Consider the following 15,065-nt stretch of genomic DNA (forward strand, 5'->3'; position numbering starts at 1 on the left):
TCAAGGCAGGCCTCCGCCGGCCAGGCGCAGGCTTTGCGTCATCTGCAGGTTCCAGCCCGAGCGGCCGAAGGCGCCGATCTGCAGCGGCCGCGGCAGCTGCGACAGGTCCAGGCCGAAGCGCATCTGCACCGTGACCGGCATGTCTTCGGGCACCTGCCCGCTGTCGGCGATCTTCCAGCGCGCGACGCGCTGCATGGCGTTGATCGCTTCCGCGAGATCGTCATAGGTTTGCGACAGCGCCAGCCCCAGGCCCGAACCGGTGAACGGGGTGGACGAGGTGTGCAGCCGCCAGCGGCGCGTCAGCGGCTGATAGCTCAGGCGCATATAGCGCGCGGATTGCGCCATCTCGCGGTCGGACCAGTACCAGCGCTCGCGCAGCACCTGCGCCTGCAGCACGAAATGCATGGTGATGCCCTTGAGCAGCGCGTCCTCGACATGCTCGGGCAGCTCGAACGCCAGCACCGCGCTCAGCAGCATGCCTTCGGGCGTGCGCTCGACCTGCATCTGGGTGATCGCCGCGCTGCTCTGGGCCCGCACTTCGCCGGGCAGGCCCCAGCCCGCGATCCACAGCAGGCAGGCCAGCGCCCAGTGCTGCCAACGCACGGGCAACGCACCTGCGAGCGGGGCGCTCTCAGGGGGCTTTTTCCAACAGGGCGTAGAAGAATCCGTCATGGTCACCCGGTTCATTGTCCGGGACAGCTGCGGTTTGCGCAGTATTGCCCGGAATTAAATGGCCGGGTGATGGCAGCAAGCGCGCCTGAGTGTTGCGTGCAAGGAACGCTTTGACCTGCAAATCGCCTTCGGCCTTGAAGACCGAGCAGGTGCAATACAGCATGCGCCCGCCGGTGCGCAGCAGCGGCCACAGCGTGTCGAGCAGGCGCGACTGGATGGCCGCGAGCTGGGCAATGTCGCTGTCGCGGCGCAGCCAGCGCACGTCGGGATGGCGGCGCACGATGCCCGAAGCCGTGCAGGGCGCGTCGAGCAAGATGGCGTCGAATTGGGCGCCGCCGCTGGCCTGCTGCCACCACTGGTCGGGCCGCGAAGCGTCGGCGACGACGACCTGCGCCTTCACGCCCACGCGCGCCAGCGTCTCGTGGATGCGCCCACTGCGTTCGGCGTCGATCTCCAGCGCCGTGACCTGCAACGGCGCCCCGGCTCCCGCGCTCGCACCAGCGTATTCGAGCAGATGCGCGGTCTTGCCGCCCGGGGCGGCGCAGGCATCGAGCACGCGCAGCGGCTGCGTCAGGTCCAGGCCCTGGAGCAGCAAGGGTGCGGCCATCTGCGCGGCCGCATCCTGCACCGACACCTGGCCTTGCGCAAAGCCGGGCAAGGCCTGCACCGGCTGGGGCTGGGCCAGCGCGAGGCCGCTTTCGCCCACGGGCGTCGCGCCCATCTGCTGCGCAGCGAGCAGTTGCTGGTATTGCGCGGGCGTCGCCTGCAGCCGGTTGACGCGCAAGGTCATGGGCGCATGGCGGTTGTTGGCCTGCAGGATCTGCTGCCAGTGCGCGGGGTGGTCCTGCTGCAGCCGGGCGATCCACCACTGCGGGTGGTTCCACAGCGCCTGGGGCTGGGCATCGGTCTTCGCCACCAGCGCGTCGCGCTCGCGCAGAAAACGCCGCAGGCAGGCATTGATGAACGCCGCCTGGCGCTGGGCTGGGCCGCGCTTGGCGGCCTCCACGGCCTGGTTGACCAGCGTGAACGGCGGGTAGGGGGCCTGGCTTTCATCCCAGGCCAGCGCCAGCGCCGTGCACAGCAGCGCATTGACGCGCGGCGGCGGCGTGCGCGGCGCGAGTTCGGCGCGCAGCGCCTGGGCACGGCCCAGCTGGCGCAGCACCTGGAACAGCAGGGCCTGCACGCCGGGGCGCAGGCGCTGGGGCACGGCCGCCAGCGCCTGGGTACCCGACTGGCCCGCCAGAATGGCCTGCAAGGCCTGGGCGACTTCGGCCAGTTGCTGCGACAGCGCAGGCGCCGCGCCGCCCGCGGCCTGTGCCGGCTCTCGGGAAGAAGGAGGGAAGATACGACTCATGCGGCGGTGTCTGGTAGCTGCGGCGCGAGCGCCGGTTGGAGCGGGCGTGCCGCGCGGAATCCGAAGAACCACGCCAGCACGCGCGCTGGAAATTGGACAATGGCCGCGTTGTATTGCGCCACTGCGGTGTTGAACTGGTCGGCGGCCAGTCCGGTCTGTGCCTGTTGCTGCTGCCAGCGCAGGCGCCATGCCGGGTCGTCGGGTGCACCCGGCAGTTTCTTCAAGGCTTGCCAGGCCGCGAATTGCGCATCATGGGCGCGTTCAAGCAATTGCATGGTCTGCGCGTGCAAAGGCCGCGCACGCGCGCCGGCCAGCGCAGCACCCATCGCGGCCAGGCTTTGCTGCCAGGCCGCGTGCGCCAGCCGCTGCGCGCCCTCGGGGTCCTCGGACGCGGCTTGCGTCGCGCTCCACTCGCTGAGCAGCCCCTGGGCCTGCAGGAAATAGCTGTCCAGCGCGCCAAAGGCCTGCACGCAGGCCGATCGCAGGCGCATCACCCGGTTGTAGGCACCCACGGCCCAGAAGACCAACACGGCCAGGACGATCCAGTCCAGGGAGATAGACCACATGCACAGGGACCGGCCCACTTCGCTGATCGCGCGCCGGTTCGATGAAAAACCCAATGAAAACGCCCCCGTCCACCATCAGCGGTACGGGGGCGCGGCTCAGTTAAGTCAGAGACTTAATCGACGGACGGATCGCTGACAGATACCGTGTCGGCACCTTCTTCGATGATGCCAGCCAGTTCGGCCGCTTCGGCTTCGGCAATGGCGCGGCGCTCGGCGTCGTCCATCATGTCCTTGGCCTTGCGTGCCTGGTGGTAGGCCAGACCCGTACCTGCGGGAATCAGGCGGCCGACGATCACGTTTTCCTTCAGACCGCGCAGCTCGTCGCGCTTGCCCATGATGGCAGCCTCGGTGAGCACGCGGGTGGTTTCCTGGAAGGAAGCCGCGGAGATGAACGAATCGGTCGACAGCGAAGCCTTGGTGATACCCAGCAGCACGTTGGAGTACGTCGCGGGGATCTTGCCTTCGGCCAGCAGCTTCTCGTTGGTGTTGAGGATTTCCGAGCGCTCGACCTGCTCACCAGCGATGTAGGTCGATTCACCGGGGTTCTCGACCACCACGCGGCGCAGCATCTGACGAACAATCACTTCAATGTGCTTGTCGTTGATCTTCACGCCTTGCAAGCGGTACACGTCCTGGACTTCGTCCACGATGTAGCGCGACAGCTCTTCGATGCCCAGCAGGCGCAGAATGTCTTGCGGGTCGGCCGGGCCGTCCACAATCAATTCGCCCTTGTTCACCACCTGGCCTTCGTGGACCAGAATGTTGCGTTCCTTGGGCACCAGCTCTTCGGAAACCTTGCCTTCCAGATCGGTGATCTGCAGGCGGACCTTGCCCTTGGTTTCCTTGCCGAACGACACCGTGCCGGTCATCTCGGCCAGCGTGCCCTTGTCCTTGGGCGTACGGGCTTCGAACAGCTCGGCCACACGCGGCAGACCGCCGGTAATGTCGCGCGTCTTCTGGCCTTCGACCGGGATACGGGCCAGCACTTCGCCGGGGCCCACTTCCTGACCGTCACGCACCTGGATCAGCGCGCCCACCTGGAAGCCGATGGTCACCGAGTGATCGGTGCCCGGAATCTTGACTTCCTGGTTGCTCGCGTCGATCAGCTTGACCTGGGGACGGATCACCTTGGTCGAGCCGCGGCGCTTGGGATCGATCACCACCAGCGTGGACAGACCGGTCACTTCGTCGAGCTGCTTGGCAACCGTCAGGCCTTCTTCGACGTTCTCGAACTTCACGCTACCGGCGTACTCGGTAATGATCGGTCGGGTCAGCGGATCCCAGTTCGCCAGGATCGTGCCGGCCTTGATCGCCTGGTCGGCCTTGATCGTCAGGATGGCGCCGTAAGGCACCTTGTGGCGTTCGCGCTCACGGCCGTGCTCGTCCTGGATGACGATTTCGCCGGAACGCGAAATCACCACCAGCTCGCCACGGGTGTTGGTCACATAACGCATGGTCGGGTTGAAACCGATCAGGCCGTTGGACTTGGCTTCGACGCTCGAGGCAATCGCCGCACGCGACGCCGCACCACCGATGTGGAAGGTACGCATGGTCAGCTGCGTGCCGGGCTCGCCGATGGACTGGGCAGCGATCACACCGACGGCTTCGCCGAGGTTGATCTGGCCGCCACGGCCCAAGTCGCGGCCGTAGCAGCTCGCGCACAGACCGTAGCGGGTTTCGCAGGTCAGGGCCGTGCGGACCTTCACTTCGTCGACGCCAGCGGCTTCCATGCCTTCGATGATGTCTTCGTCGAGCAGCGTGCCGGCCGGCACCACGAGGGCGCGCGTTTCGGGGCTCAGCACATCTTCGGCCACCGTGCGGCCGAGGATACGGTCGCGCAGCGATTCGATGACTTCACCACCTTCGACGATGGCGCGCATCAGCGTGCCATTGGTCGTGCCGCAATCCTGCTCGGTGACCACCAGATCCTGCGTCACATCGACCAGACGACGCGTCAGGTAACCCGAGTTGGCCGTCTTCAGCGCCGTATCCGCGAGACCCTTACGGGCACCGTGGGTGGAGATGAAGTACTGCAACACGTTGAGGCCTTCGCGGAAGTTCGCGGTAATGGGCGTCTCGATGATGGAGCCGTCAGGCTTGGCCATCAGGCCACGCATGCCGGCCAGCTGGCGAATCTGCGCTGCGGAACCGCGGGCGCCGGAGTCGGCCATCATGTAAATCGCGTTGAACGACTCCTGATCCACCTCGTTGCCGTGGCGGTCGATGGTCTTTTCCTTGGCCAGCTGCTGCATCATGACCTTGGAGACTTCGTCACCGGCCTTGCCCCAGATGTCCACGACCTTGTTGTAGCGCTCGCCGGACGTCACCAGACCGGAGACGTACTGCTGCTGGATTTCCTTCACTTCGGCTTCGGCGCGACCGATGATCTCGGGCTTTTGCGGCGGCACCAGCATGTCGCCGATGGCGATCGAGATACCGGCGTGCGTCGACAGACGGAAACCGTTTTGCAGCAGCTTGTCGGCAAACACCACCGTCGCCTTCAGACCGCACTTGCGGAACGAGGTGTTGATGAGCTTGGAAATTTCCTTCTTCTTCAGCGCCTTGTTCATGTTGCTGAACGGCAGGCCCTTGGGAAGAATTTCCGACAGCAGCGCGCGGCCGACGGTGGTTTCCACGATCTTGGTTTCGGACTCGAATTCGCCCGTTGCCTTGTTCTTGGTCCACTCCGTCATGCGCACGTTGATCTTCGCCGCCAGTTCGACCTGGTCGGAGTCGAGCGCGCGCTGCACTTCACCGACGTCGGAGAAGATCATGCCTTCGCCCTTGCCGTTGATGCGCTCGCGGGTGGCGTGGTACAGGCCCAGCACAACGTCCTGCGAAGGAACGATGGAAGGTTCGCCCGAAGCCGGGAACAGCACGTTGTTGGAGGCCAGCATCAGCGTGCGGGCTTCCATCTGTGCTTCCACCGACAGCGGCACGTGGACAGCCATCTGGTCACCGTCGAAGTCGGCGTTGAACGCCGCGCAGACGAGGGGGTGCAGCTGGATGGCCTTGCCTTCGATCAGGATGGGCTCAAAGGCCTGGATACCCAAACGGTGCAGCGTAGGCGCACGGTTGAGCATCACCGGGTGTTCCTTGATGACCTCTTCCAGGATGTCCCAGACCACGGGGGTGCCGGATTCGACTTCCTTCTTGGCGGCCTTGATCGTCGTCGCGATGCCCATGGCTTCGAGGCGCGAGAAGATGAACGGCTTGAACAGCTCCAGGGCCATCAGCTTGGGCAGACCGCACTGGTGCAGCTTGAGGTAAGGACCCACGGTAATCACGGAACGACCGGAGTAGTCCACGCGCTTGCCCAGCAAGTTCTGACGGAAACGACCGCTCTTGCCCTTGATCATGTCGGCCAGCGACTTGAGCGCGCGCTTGTTGGCGCCCGTCATGGCCTTGCCGCGGCGGCCGTTGTCCAGCAAGCTGTCAACGGCTTCCTGCAGCATGCGCTTTTCGTTGCGCGCAATGATTTCCGGCGCCTTCAGTTCCAGCAAACGGCGCAGACGGCTGTTGCGGTTGATCACGCGGCGGTACAGGTCGTTCAGGTCGGAAGTCGCAAAGCGGCCGCCGTCCAGCGGCACCAGCGGACGCAGGTCCGGAGGCAGCACGGGCAGCACTTCGAGCACCATCCAGCCGGGCTTGATGCCCGACTTCTTGAAGGCTTCGAGCAGCTTGAGGCGCTTGGCGTTCTTCTTGATCTTGACTTCGGAGCCCGTCAGATCGTTGCGCAGCTTGTCGATCTCGATTTCGATGTCCAGCGATTCGAGCAGGTCCTTGATGCCTTCAGCGCCCATCTTGGCGATGAACTCATCGCCGTATTCCTTGCGCTTGGCGTCGTAGTCGTCCTCGGACATGATGCCGAATTTCTTCAGCGGCGTCATGCCGGGGTCGGTCACCACGTAGGCTTCGAAATACAGCACGCGTTCGATGTCGCGCAGCGTCATGTCGAGCACCAGGCCCAGACGCGACGGCAGCGATTTCAGGAACCAGATGTGGGCGCAGGGCGCGGCCAGGTCGATGTGACCCATGCGCTCGCGACGCACCTTGGTCTGCGTGACTTCAACGCCGCACTTCTCGCAGATCACACCGCGGTGCTTGAGGCGCTTGTACTTGCCGCACAGGCATTCGTAGTCCTTGATGGGACCAAAAATCTTGGCGCAGAACAGGCCGTCGCGTTCGGGCTTGAACGTGCGGTAGTTGATGGTCTCGGGCTTTTTCACTTCGCCGAAAGACCACGAGCGGATCTTTTCGGGCGAAGCCATGCCGATGCGGATGGCATCAAAGTGCTCATCCGGCGTGAATTGCTTGAATAGGTCGAGTAGCGATTTCATAGTGACTCTTTCCTTTTCCGCTTAGGAGCGTTCCAGCTCGATGTCCAGGCCCAGCGAACGGATTTCCTTGACCAGCACGTTGAACGATTCGGGCATGCCGGCTTCGATGGAGTGTTCGCCCTTGACGATGGATTCGTACACCTTGGTACGGCCCACCACGTCATCGGACTTCACGGTCAGCATTTCCTGCAGCACATAGGCGGCGCCGTAAGCTTCCAGCGCCCACACTTCCATTTCACCGAAACGCTGACCGCCGAACTGGGCTTTACCGCCCAGAGGCTGCTGCGTGACCAGCGAGTAAGGACCGGTGGAGCGGGCATGCATCTTGTCGTCGACCAGGTGATGCAGCTTCAGGTAGTGCATGTAGCCAATGGTCGTCGGACGCTCGAAGCGTTCACCGCTGCGGCCGTCGAACAGGTAGGCCTGGGTCAGGCTTTCCGTCAGGCCCTTGCGCGCGGCGATTTCCGGCGGGTAGGCCAGAGCCAGCATGTCCTGGATTTCCTGCTCGGAAGCGCCGTCGAACACGGGCGTTGCATAGGGCACGCCGGTCTTCAGGTTCTCCGCCATGGACATGATTTCCGTGTCGTTCAGCTGGGCCAGGTCTTCCTGGCGGCCGCGCGAGTTGTAGACCTGTTCCAGGAATTCACGCATCTCGGTGGCCTTGGCTTCGGCTTGCAGCATGTCGCCAATGCGTTGACCGATACCCTTGCCGGCCCAGCCCAGATGGACTTCGAGCACCTGACCGATGTTCATCCGCGAAGGCACGCCCAGCGGGTTGAGCACGATGTCGGCGGTGGTGCCGTCGGCCATGAAAGGCATGTCTTCCACGGGCGTGATCTTCGAGACCACACCCTTGTTGCCGTGACGGCCGGCCATCTTGTCACCAGGCTGCAGACGGCGCTTGACGGCCAGGTAGACCTTGACCATCTTGAGCACGCCCGCGGGCAGCTCGTCGCCTTGCGTGAGCTTCTTGCGCTTTTCTTCGAAAGCCAGGTCGAAGCTGTGGCGGGTCTGCTCCAGCGAGTTCTTGATGGACTCGAGCTGCGCCGCAACGTCGTCTTCCGCGGGGCGGATATCGAACCAATGGAACTTCTCGACGCCGTCCAGGTAGACCTTGTCGAGCTTGGCGCCCTTGGCCAGCTTTTGCGGGCCACCGTTGGCGATCCGGCCGATCAGCAGCTTCTCGATACGGTCGAACGCGTCGGCTTCGACGATGCGCAACTGGTCGTTCAGGTCCAGGCGGAAGCGCTTGAGTTCATCGTCGATGATCTGCTGGGCGCGCTTGTCGCGCTGGATGCCTTCACGCGTGAAGACCTGGACGTCGATCACGGTGCCGGAGCTGCCCTGGTCGACGCGCAAGGAAGTGTCCTTCACGTCCGAAGCCTTCTCGCCGAAAATCGCGCGCAGCAGCTTCTCTTCAGGCGTCAGCGTGGTCTCACCCTTGGGAGTGACCTTGCCCACCAGCGTGTCGCCGGGCTGGACTTCGGCACCCACGTAGATGATGCCGGACTCGTCCAGGCGGTTGAGCTGCTGCTCCGACAGGTTCGGAATGTCGCGCGTGATTTCTTCGGCACCGAGCTTGGTGTCGCGGGCCATCACCACGAGTTCTTCGATATGGATCGAGGTGTAGCGGTCTTCGGCCACCACGCGCTCGCTGATCAGGATCGAATCCTCGAAGTTGTAGCCGTTCCAGGGCATGAACGCGATCAGCATGTTCTGACCGATGGCGATTTCGCCCAGATCGGTCGAAGCGCCGTCGGCGATCACGTCACCCTTGGCCAGCAGGTCACCGCGCTTGACGACGGGACGCTGATGGATGTTGGTGTTCTGGTTGGAACGCTGGTACTTGATCAGGTTGTAGATGTCCACACCGACTTCACCGGCCACGGCTTCGACGTCGTTCACGCGGATCACGATGCGGGTGGCATCGACGTAATCCACGATACCGCCGCGTGTCGCCGTCACGACGGTGCCCGAGTCCACGGCAGCAACGCGTTCGATACCGGTACCGACCATGGGCTTTTCAGGGCGCAGCACAGGCACGGCCTGGCGCGACATGTTGGCGCCCATCAATGCGCGGTTCGCGTCATCGTGTTCGAGGAAGGGAATCAGCGAGGCAGCGACCGAGACGATCTGCGCGGGCGACACGTCCATGTACTGGACGCGGTCCGCGGAAATCAGCGTCGACTCACCCTTTTCGCGCGCCGAGATCAGCTCGCCCGTGAGGCGGCCTTCGGCGTCGAGTTCGGCGTTGGCCTGGGCAATGATGTACTTGCCTTCTTCGATGGCCGAGAGGTAATCGATTTCGGCAGTGACCTTGCCTTCGCTCACGCGACGGTAAGGCGTTTCGATGAAGCCATACTCGTTCAGGCGCGCATACAGGGCCAGCGAGTTGATCAGGCCGATGTTTGGACCTTCAGGCGTTTCGATAGGGCAGACGCGACCGTAATGGGTCACGTGCACGTCACGCACTTCAAAGCCTGCACGTTCGCGCGTCAGACCACCCGGGCCAAGGGCCGAAACACGGCGCTTGTGGGTGATTTCGGCCAGAGGATTGGTCTGGTCCATGAACTGCGACAGCTGCGACGCACCGAAGAATTCCTTCAACGCGGCCGAGATCGGCTTGCTGTTGATCAGGTCGTGCGGCATCAGGGGCTCTTGCTCGGCCTGACCCAGACGTTCCTTCACGGCCTTCTCGATACGTGCCAGGCCCGTGCGGTACTGGTTTTCGGCGAGTTCGCCCACGCAACGCACGCGGCGGTTGCCCAGGTGATCGATGTCATCGACTTCGCCATTGCCGTTGCGCAGGTCCACGAGAATCTTGACCACGGCCAGGATGTCTTCGTTGGACAGCACCATGGGACCGGTCGCGCCGTCGCGGCCGATCTTGGCGTTGAACTTCATGCGGCCGACGCGCGACAGATCGTACGTATCGGGGTTGTAGAACAGGCGCTGGAACAGGGCCTGGACTGCATCTTCGGTTGGCGGCTCGCCGGGACGCATCATGCGATAGATCGCGACGCGGGCAGCGAATTCGTCCGCCGTCTCATCGATGCGCAGCGTCTGCGAGATGTAGGCGCCCTGGTCGAGTTCGTTGGTGTAGATGCACTGCAGGTCCTGAACGCCGGCGCTGCGCAGCTTCTTGAGCAGCGCTTCGGTCAGCTCTTCGTTGGCCTTGGCAATGATTTCACCGGTATCGGGATCGACGATGTGGCGTGCTGCCACGCGGCCGATCAGGAAGTCCTCAGGCACGCTGATGAACTTGGTGCCCGATTGCTCGAGTTCGCGGGTGTGACGCGCGGTGACGCGCTTGTCCTTGGCCACGATCACCTTGCCCGACTTGTCGGTGATGTCGAAACGTGCGACTTCACCGCGCAGGCGCTCGGACACGAATTCCATCTGCGCGCCACTGTCCATCAGACGGAAATTGTCGTTGACGAAGAAGTTGGCGAGGATGGACTCGGGCGTCAGGCCGATGGCCTTGAGCAGGATCGTGACCGGCATCTTGCGGCGACGGTCGACGCGGAAATACAGCATGTCCTTGGGGTCGAACTCGAAGTCCAGCCAGGAACCGCGGTAAGGGATGATGCGTGCCGAGAACAGCAGCTTGCCCGAGCTATGCGTCTTGCCCTTGTCGTGTTCGAAGAACACGCCAGGCGAGCGGTGCAGCTGCGAAACGATCACACGTTCCGTGCCGTTGATGATGAAGGAGCCCTTTTCGGTCATCAGGGGCACTTCGCCCATGTAGACCTCTTGCTCTTTCACTTCCTTGACCACCTTGGACTGGCTGGTCGAGGATTCGCGATCGTAAATGATGAGCTGAACCTTGGCACGCACGGCCGAGGCGAAAGTCAGACCGCGGGTCTGGCATTCGCGCACGTCAAATGCGGGCTTGGCAAGGTTGTACTCGACAAACTTCATCTCCACAAAACCGTTGTGCGAGACGATGGGGAACGCAGCGTTGAAAGCTGCTTGCAGACCTTCGTGGGTACGTTTTTTGGGGGCTGAATCTGCTTGCAAAAACGCGGTATAGGCGTCCTTTTGCATCTGGAGCAGATACGGCACTTCGAGCACGCTATCGCGGCTGCCGAAACTTTTGCGAATCCGCTTGCGTTCGGTGTAAGAATAGGCCATGAGATCTCCGGGCAAAGACATGAGTCCTGGGTCTTCGACGACTGCCCCACATGGAAAGCTCCCTGCGGGCTTGGCGGTTGGCCACTACCAACCATGGCTGACGACGGTGCCTTGCACACCGCCCGAACCAAGGCGTCTTCTGCTGTCGGGTTGTCAGAAGACACTAAAAAGCGCTCGCTTTCGCGACCGCTTTCTGGTGCGTTCTGGAAACAAGTTCCATAAGCGCCAAAGGCTGGAGCGCCTTGCGGGCACTCCAGCCTAGGGAATGACGTCAATTACTTGACTTCAGCCTTTGCACCGGCGTCCACCAGCTTCTTCAGAGCGGCTTCAGCGTCGGCCTTGGCGATCGCTTCCTTCACGTTCTTGGGAGCGCCGTCGACCAGGTCCTTGGCTTCCTTCAGACCCAGACCGGTGATTTCGCGCACGGCCTTGATCACGGACACCTTGTTGGCGCCAGCTTCGAGCAGAACGACGTTGAATTCGGTCTTCTCTTCAGCAACAGCGGCAGCAGCGCCACCAGCAGCGGGAGCGGCCATAGCGGCAGCGCTCACGCCAAACTTCTCTTCAATGGCCTTGACCAGGTCATTGAGTTCCAGAACCGTCATGCTGTCCAGCGCGGTCAAGAATGCGTCTTTATCGAATGCCATTTTGATTTCCTAACAATTTTGTTGGTTGACTACCGGGCGCTCAGGCCGCAGCAGTTTCTTCGGCGGCCACTTCGGCAACGCCTTCGCTGCGCTTTGCCGCCAGCGCGCCCAGCACAACGGCCGTACGCGACATGGGGGACATAAGCAAGCCGCACACCTGTGCCAGCAGAACTTCCTTGGAAGGAATGTTTGCCAGTTGCTTCACGCCTTCGACATCCAGGGCCTTGCCACCGAAAGCGCCTGCGCGGATAACCAACTTGGTGTTGGTTTTCGCGAAGTCGGCCACCACCTTGGCGGCGGCCACTGCGTCTTCAGAGAAGCCATAGATGAGCGGACCAGTCATCTGGTCAGCCACCACGTCAAACGCGCTACCGGCGACAGCACGGCGGGCCAGGGTGTTCTTCAACACGCTCAGGCTCACACCCTTGCTGCGGGCATCAGCACGCAGTTTGGTCATGTCGGCGACCGTGATGCCACGGTATTCCGCGATCACAAGCGTTTGAGCTTTAGCGGCGAGGCTGGTCACTTCGGAAATGACCGCTTCTTTCTCACTGCGATTAAGACTCAAGGTCTACTCCTTAAAATGCGTACGTCGGAAATCCTTCGTACGCGCTCTTGTTGCAGCGACCAACTGTTGAGGAAATACATCCATCTGCAGCGGGATCGCCATCTGCGTTGGCCCATTCGGGTTTAAGCACAGCCGTGCACCAACGGTCTTGGATGGCCTGCGCCTCGCGCCTGAGCGCAAGACCACAGCCCACCACATCAGACCGGTCCGAGAACCGGTCTGAAGATTTTTTGCAATTACGCTGCGATGGTCTGGGTGTCGACGCGAACGCCCACGCCCATCGTCGAGGAAACTGCCACCTTGCGCAGGTACAGGCCCTTGCTCGTAGCGGGCTTGGACTTGTTCAGGGCGTCGATCAGAGCAGCCAGGTTGCCCTGGAGCTTTTCGTTGTCGAACGAACGACGGCCGATGGTGCTGTGCACGATACCCGCCTTGTCGACACGGTACTGCACTTGACCTGCCTTGGCGTTCTTCACAGCCGTGGCGACGTCAGGCGTCACAGTGCCAACCTTGGGGTTGGGCATCAGGCCGCGGGGGCCGAGGATCTGACCGAGCGTACCCACGACGCGCATTGCGTCGGGAGCAGCGATCACGATGTCGAAAGGCATGTCGCCGGCCTTGACCATGGCGGCCAGGTCGTCCATGCCCACGATGTCGGCGCCGGCAGCCTTGGCTTCTTCAGCCTTGGCACCTTGTGCGAACACCGCGACGCGGGTGGTCTTGCCGGTACCGTGAGGCAGCACGACAGCGCCGCGCACCACTTGGTCCGACTTCTTGGCGTCCACGCCCAGTTGCACGGCCACGTCGATGGATTCATCGAACTTGGCGGTTGCAGCTTCCTTCACCAGCACGACGGCTTCAGCGAATGCGTACAGCTTGTTCGCGTCAACTTTGCCTTCGAAGGCTTTTTGCTTCTTGGTCAACTTGGCCATTTTACAAACCCTCCACCAGAACGCCCATCGAACGGGCGGAACCGGCCAGCGTACGGACGGCAGCGTCCACGTCGGCGGCGTTCATGTCTTTGAGCTTGGTGTTAGCAATCTCAACCAGCTGATCACGCGTGATCTTGCCGACCTTGACCTTGTTGGGGTTCGCGGAACCCTTGTCCAACTTGATCGCCTTCTTGATCAGGACCGTCGCGGGCGGGGTCTTGATGATGAAGGTGAAGCTCTTGTCGGCAAAGGCCGTGATGACCACGGGCAAAGGCAGACCTGGCTCGACACCTTGGGTCTGGGCGTTGAACGCCTTGCAGAACTCCATGATGTTGAGGCCACGCTGGCCCAGTGCGGGACCGATTGGTGGGGATGGGTTGGCCTTACCAGCTGGGACTTGCAGCTTGATGAAGCCGACGATTTTTTTCGCCATGGTTGCTCCTTGCGGGTTTTAACGCTGCAGGCTTTCGCTTGCGGCTCCCCGGGGGTTAACGACTCATTTAAAAATTCCGCACCGAGTCGAGAGGTGCGAAACCGGATCTCAGGTTTTTTCGACCTGGGAAAATTCGAGTTCGACCGGAGTCGAGCGACCGAAAATCATCACCGACACGCGCAGGCGATTCTTTTCGTAATTGACTTCTTCGACCGAGCCGTTGAAGTCTGTGAACGGGCCGTCCTTGACGCGCACCAGCTCGCCCGCCATGAATTCGACCTTGTGGCGCGGCTTGTCCGTGCCTTCCTGCATCTGGCTCACGATCTTCTGCACTTCCTCTTCCGAGATGGGTGCAGGGCGGTTCTTCGCGCCGCCGACAAAACCGGTCACCTTGTTGGTGTGCTTGACCAGATGCCAGGTGTCGTCTTCCATGACCATTTCGACGAACACATAGCCAGGAAACAAGCGACGCTCGGTCGTCTTGCGCTGGCCATTCTTGATTTCGACGACTTCTTCGGTAGGCACCAGGATGCGACCGAACTTGTTTTCCATGCCGGCGCGCATGATGCGCTCGGTGATGTTGCGTTCGACCGCCTTTTCCATGCCCGAATACGCATGGACGATGTACCAACGCAGGTCAGGATTGGATGCGGGAGCAGAACCCGGGGTTTCTGCTACGCCCATTTCGACAGCATCTGTCATTACTTCCTCCAGCCCAAAATCAGATCGTACAAAACCCACTCCAGTGTCTTGTCGGTCAGCCAAAGGAACAAGGCCATGATCACGACGAACACAAAAACGTAGGCTGTCATCTGCACCGTCTCTTTGCGGGTAGGCCAGACAACCTTCTTGACTTCGCGCCAAGCGTCGCGGGCAAAGCCCACGAACTGCTTGCCTGGCTCGGACACCAGGAACACACCTGCGGCCGCCACCAGACCGACGATCAGCACGCCCCATTGCGCCAGCGGGCCCTGCTTGGACAACAGGTAAAAACCTGCGACCGCAGCAACGACCAATGCCGCTACTGCGGCAAGCTTCGCCTTATCGGCAGCGGAACTAACTGTTTCAACCTGACTTGTGGCCATATATGATTTCTCTCGCGCTCATCGCGCCACGCCGAAGACGCTGAAGCCCGCCAGATTCTGGCGGGCTTTTTTTATTTCACCACCGAGGTGGCAGGGGCAGTAGGAATCGAACCTACAACCTTCGGTTTTGGAGACCGACGCTCTGCCAATTGAGCTATACCCCTAGAACCTATCTATTATGCCAGGACCTTGGCAACCACGCCGGCACCAACCGTACGGCCACCTTCGCGGATGGCGAAGCGCAGGCCTTCTTCCATGGCGATGGGGGCAATCAGCTTGACGGTGATCGACACGTTGTCGCCGGGCATGACCATTTCCTTGCCTTCGGGCAACT

At 62.1% G+C, this 15,065-nt stretch carries 11 protein-coding genes, 1 tRNA gene and 1 pseudogene; all 13 read right to left on the reverse strand.

The window, feature by feature from the left end:
• Complete coding sequence (locus tag GVL12_RS14415) at window positions 1–603, reverse strand: DUF4390 domain-containing protein (protein ID WP_200843760.1); 603 nt, start codon at window positions 601–603, stop codon at window positions 1–3.
• Window positions 604–631: 28 nt separating this feature from the next.
• Complete coding sequence (rsmB, locus tag GVL12_RS14420; RefSeq protein ID WP_159915154.1) at window positions 632–2,026, reverse strand: 16S rRNA (cytosine(967)-C(5))-methyltransferase RsmB; 1,395 nt, start codon at window positions 2,024–2,026, stop codon at window positions 632–634.
• Window positions 2,023–2,592, reverse strand: a complete 570-nt coding sequence (locus GVL12_RS14425; protein WP_159915156.1) for a LemA family protein — start codon at window positions 2,590–2,592, stop codon at window positions 2,023–2,025. Before GVL12_RS14425 ends, rsmB begins: the two co-directional genes overlap by 4 nt.
• 113 nt (window positions 2,593–2,705) lie before the next feature.
• Window positions 2,706–6,932 carry a DNA-directed RNA polymerase subunit beta' gene (rpoC, locus tag GVL12_RS14430; RefSeq protein ID WP_159915158.1) on the reverse strand — a complete coding sequence of 1,409 codons (4,227 nt, stop codon included), beginning with the start codon at window positions 6,930–6,932 and terminating at the stop codon, window positions 2,706–2,708.
• A gap of 21 nt (window positions 6,933–6,953) precedes the next feature.
• Complete coding sequence (rpoB, locus tag GVL12_RS14435; RefSeq protein ID WP_159915160.1) at window positions 6,954–11,066, reverse strand: DNA-directed RNA polymerase subunit beta; 4,113 nt, start codon at window positions 11,064–11,066, stop codon at window positions 6,954–6,956.
• Between the two features lie 275 nt (window positions 11,067–11,341).
• Window positions 11,342–11,713, reverse strand: a complete 372-nt coding sequence (rplL, locus tag GVL12_RS14440) for a 50S ribosomal protein L7/L12 (RefSeq protein WP_159915162.1) — start codon at window positions 11,711–11,713, stop codon at window positions 11,342–11,344.
• 40 nt (window positions 11,714–11,753) lie between these two features.
• Window positions 11,754–12,281, reverse strand: a complete 528-nt coding sequence (gene rplJ, locus GVL12_RS14445; RefSeq protein ID WP_159915164.1) for a 50S ribosomal protein L10 — start codon at window positions 12,279–12,281, stop codon at window positions 11,754–11,756.
• Between the two features lie 236 nt (window positions 12,282–12,517).
• Window positions 12,518–13,213 (reverse strand): 50S ribosomal protein L1, encoded by a 696-nt coding sequence (rplA, locus tag GVL12_RS14450; RefSeq protein ID WP_159915166.1) that lies wholly within the window; start codon window positions 13,211–13,213, stop codon window positions 12,518–12,520.
• 1 nt (window position 13,214) lies between these two features.
• Window positions 13,215–13,646 carry a 50S ribosomal protein L11 gene (gene rplK, locus GVL12_RS14455; RefSeq protein ID WP_159915168.1) on the reverse strand — a complete coding sequence of 144 codons (432 nt, stop codon included), beginning with the start codon at window positions 13,644–13,646 and terminating at the stop codon, window positions 13,215–13,217.
• 108 nt (window positions 13,647–13,754) lie between these two features.
• Window positions 13,755–14,330, reverse strand: coding sequence for a transcription termination/antitermination protein NusG (gene nusG / locus GVL12_RS14460; RefSeq protein ID WP_200843761.1), 576 nt, complete (start codon window positions 14,328–14,330; stop codon window positions 13,755–13,757).
• Window positions 14,331–14,347: 17 nt separating this feature from the next.
• Window positions 14,348–14,731, reverse strand: a complete 384-nt coding sequence (secE, locus tag GVL12_RS14465; RefSeq protein ID WP_159915172.1) for a preprotein translocase subunit SecE — start codon at window positions 14,729–14,731, stop codon at window positions 14,348–14,350.
• A gap of 88 nt (window positions 14,732–14,819) precedes the next feature.
• Window positions 14,820–14,895, reverse strand: a tRNA-Trp gene (locus GVL12_RS14470).
• A gap of 12 nt (window positions 14,896–14,907) precedes the next feature.
• Window positions 14,908–15,065 (reverse strand): annotated as a pseudogene (tuf, locus tag GVL12_RS14475) (elongation factor Tu); the annotation flags it as partial.

Origin of the sequence: Pantoea sp. 18069, assembly GCF_902706035.1 — a bacterium.
Taxonomy (GTDB): domain Bacteria; phylum Pseudomonadota; class Gammaproteobacteria; order Burkholderiales; family Burkholderiaceae_C; genus Comamonas.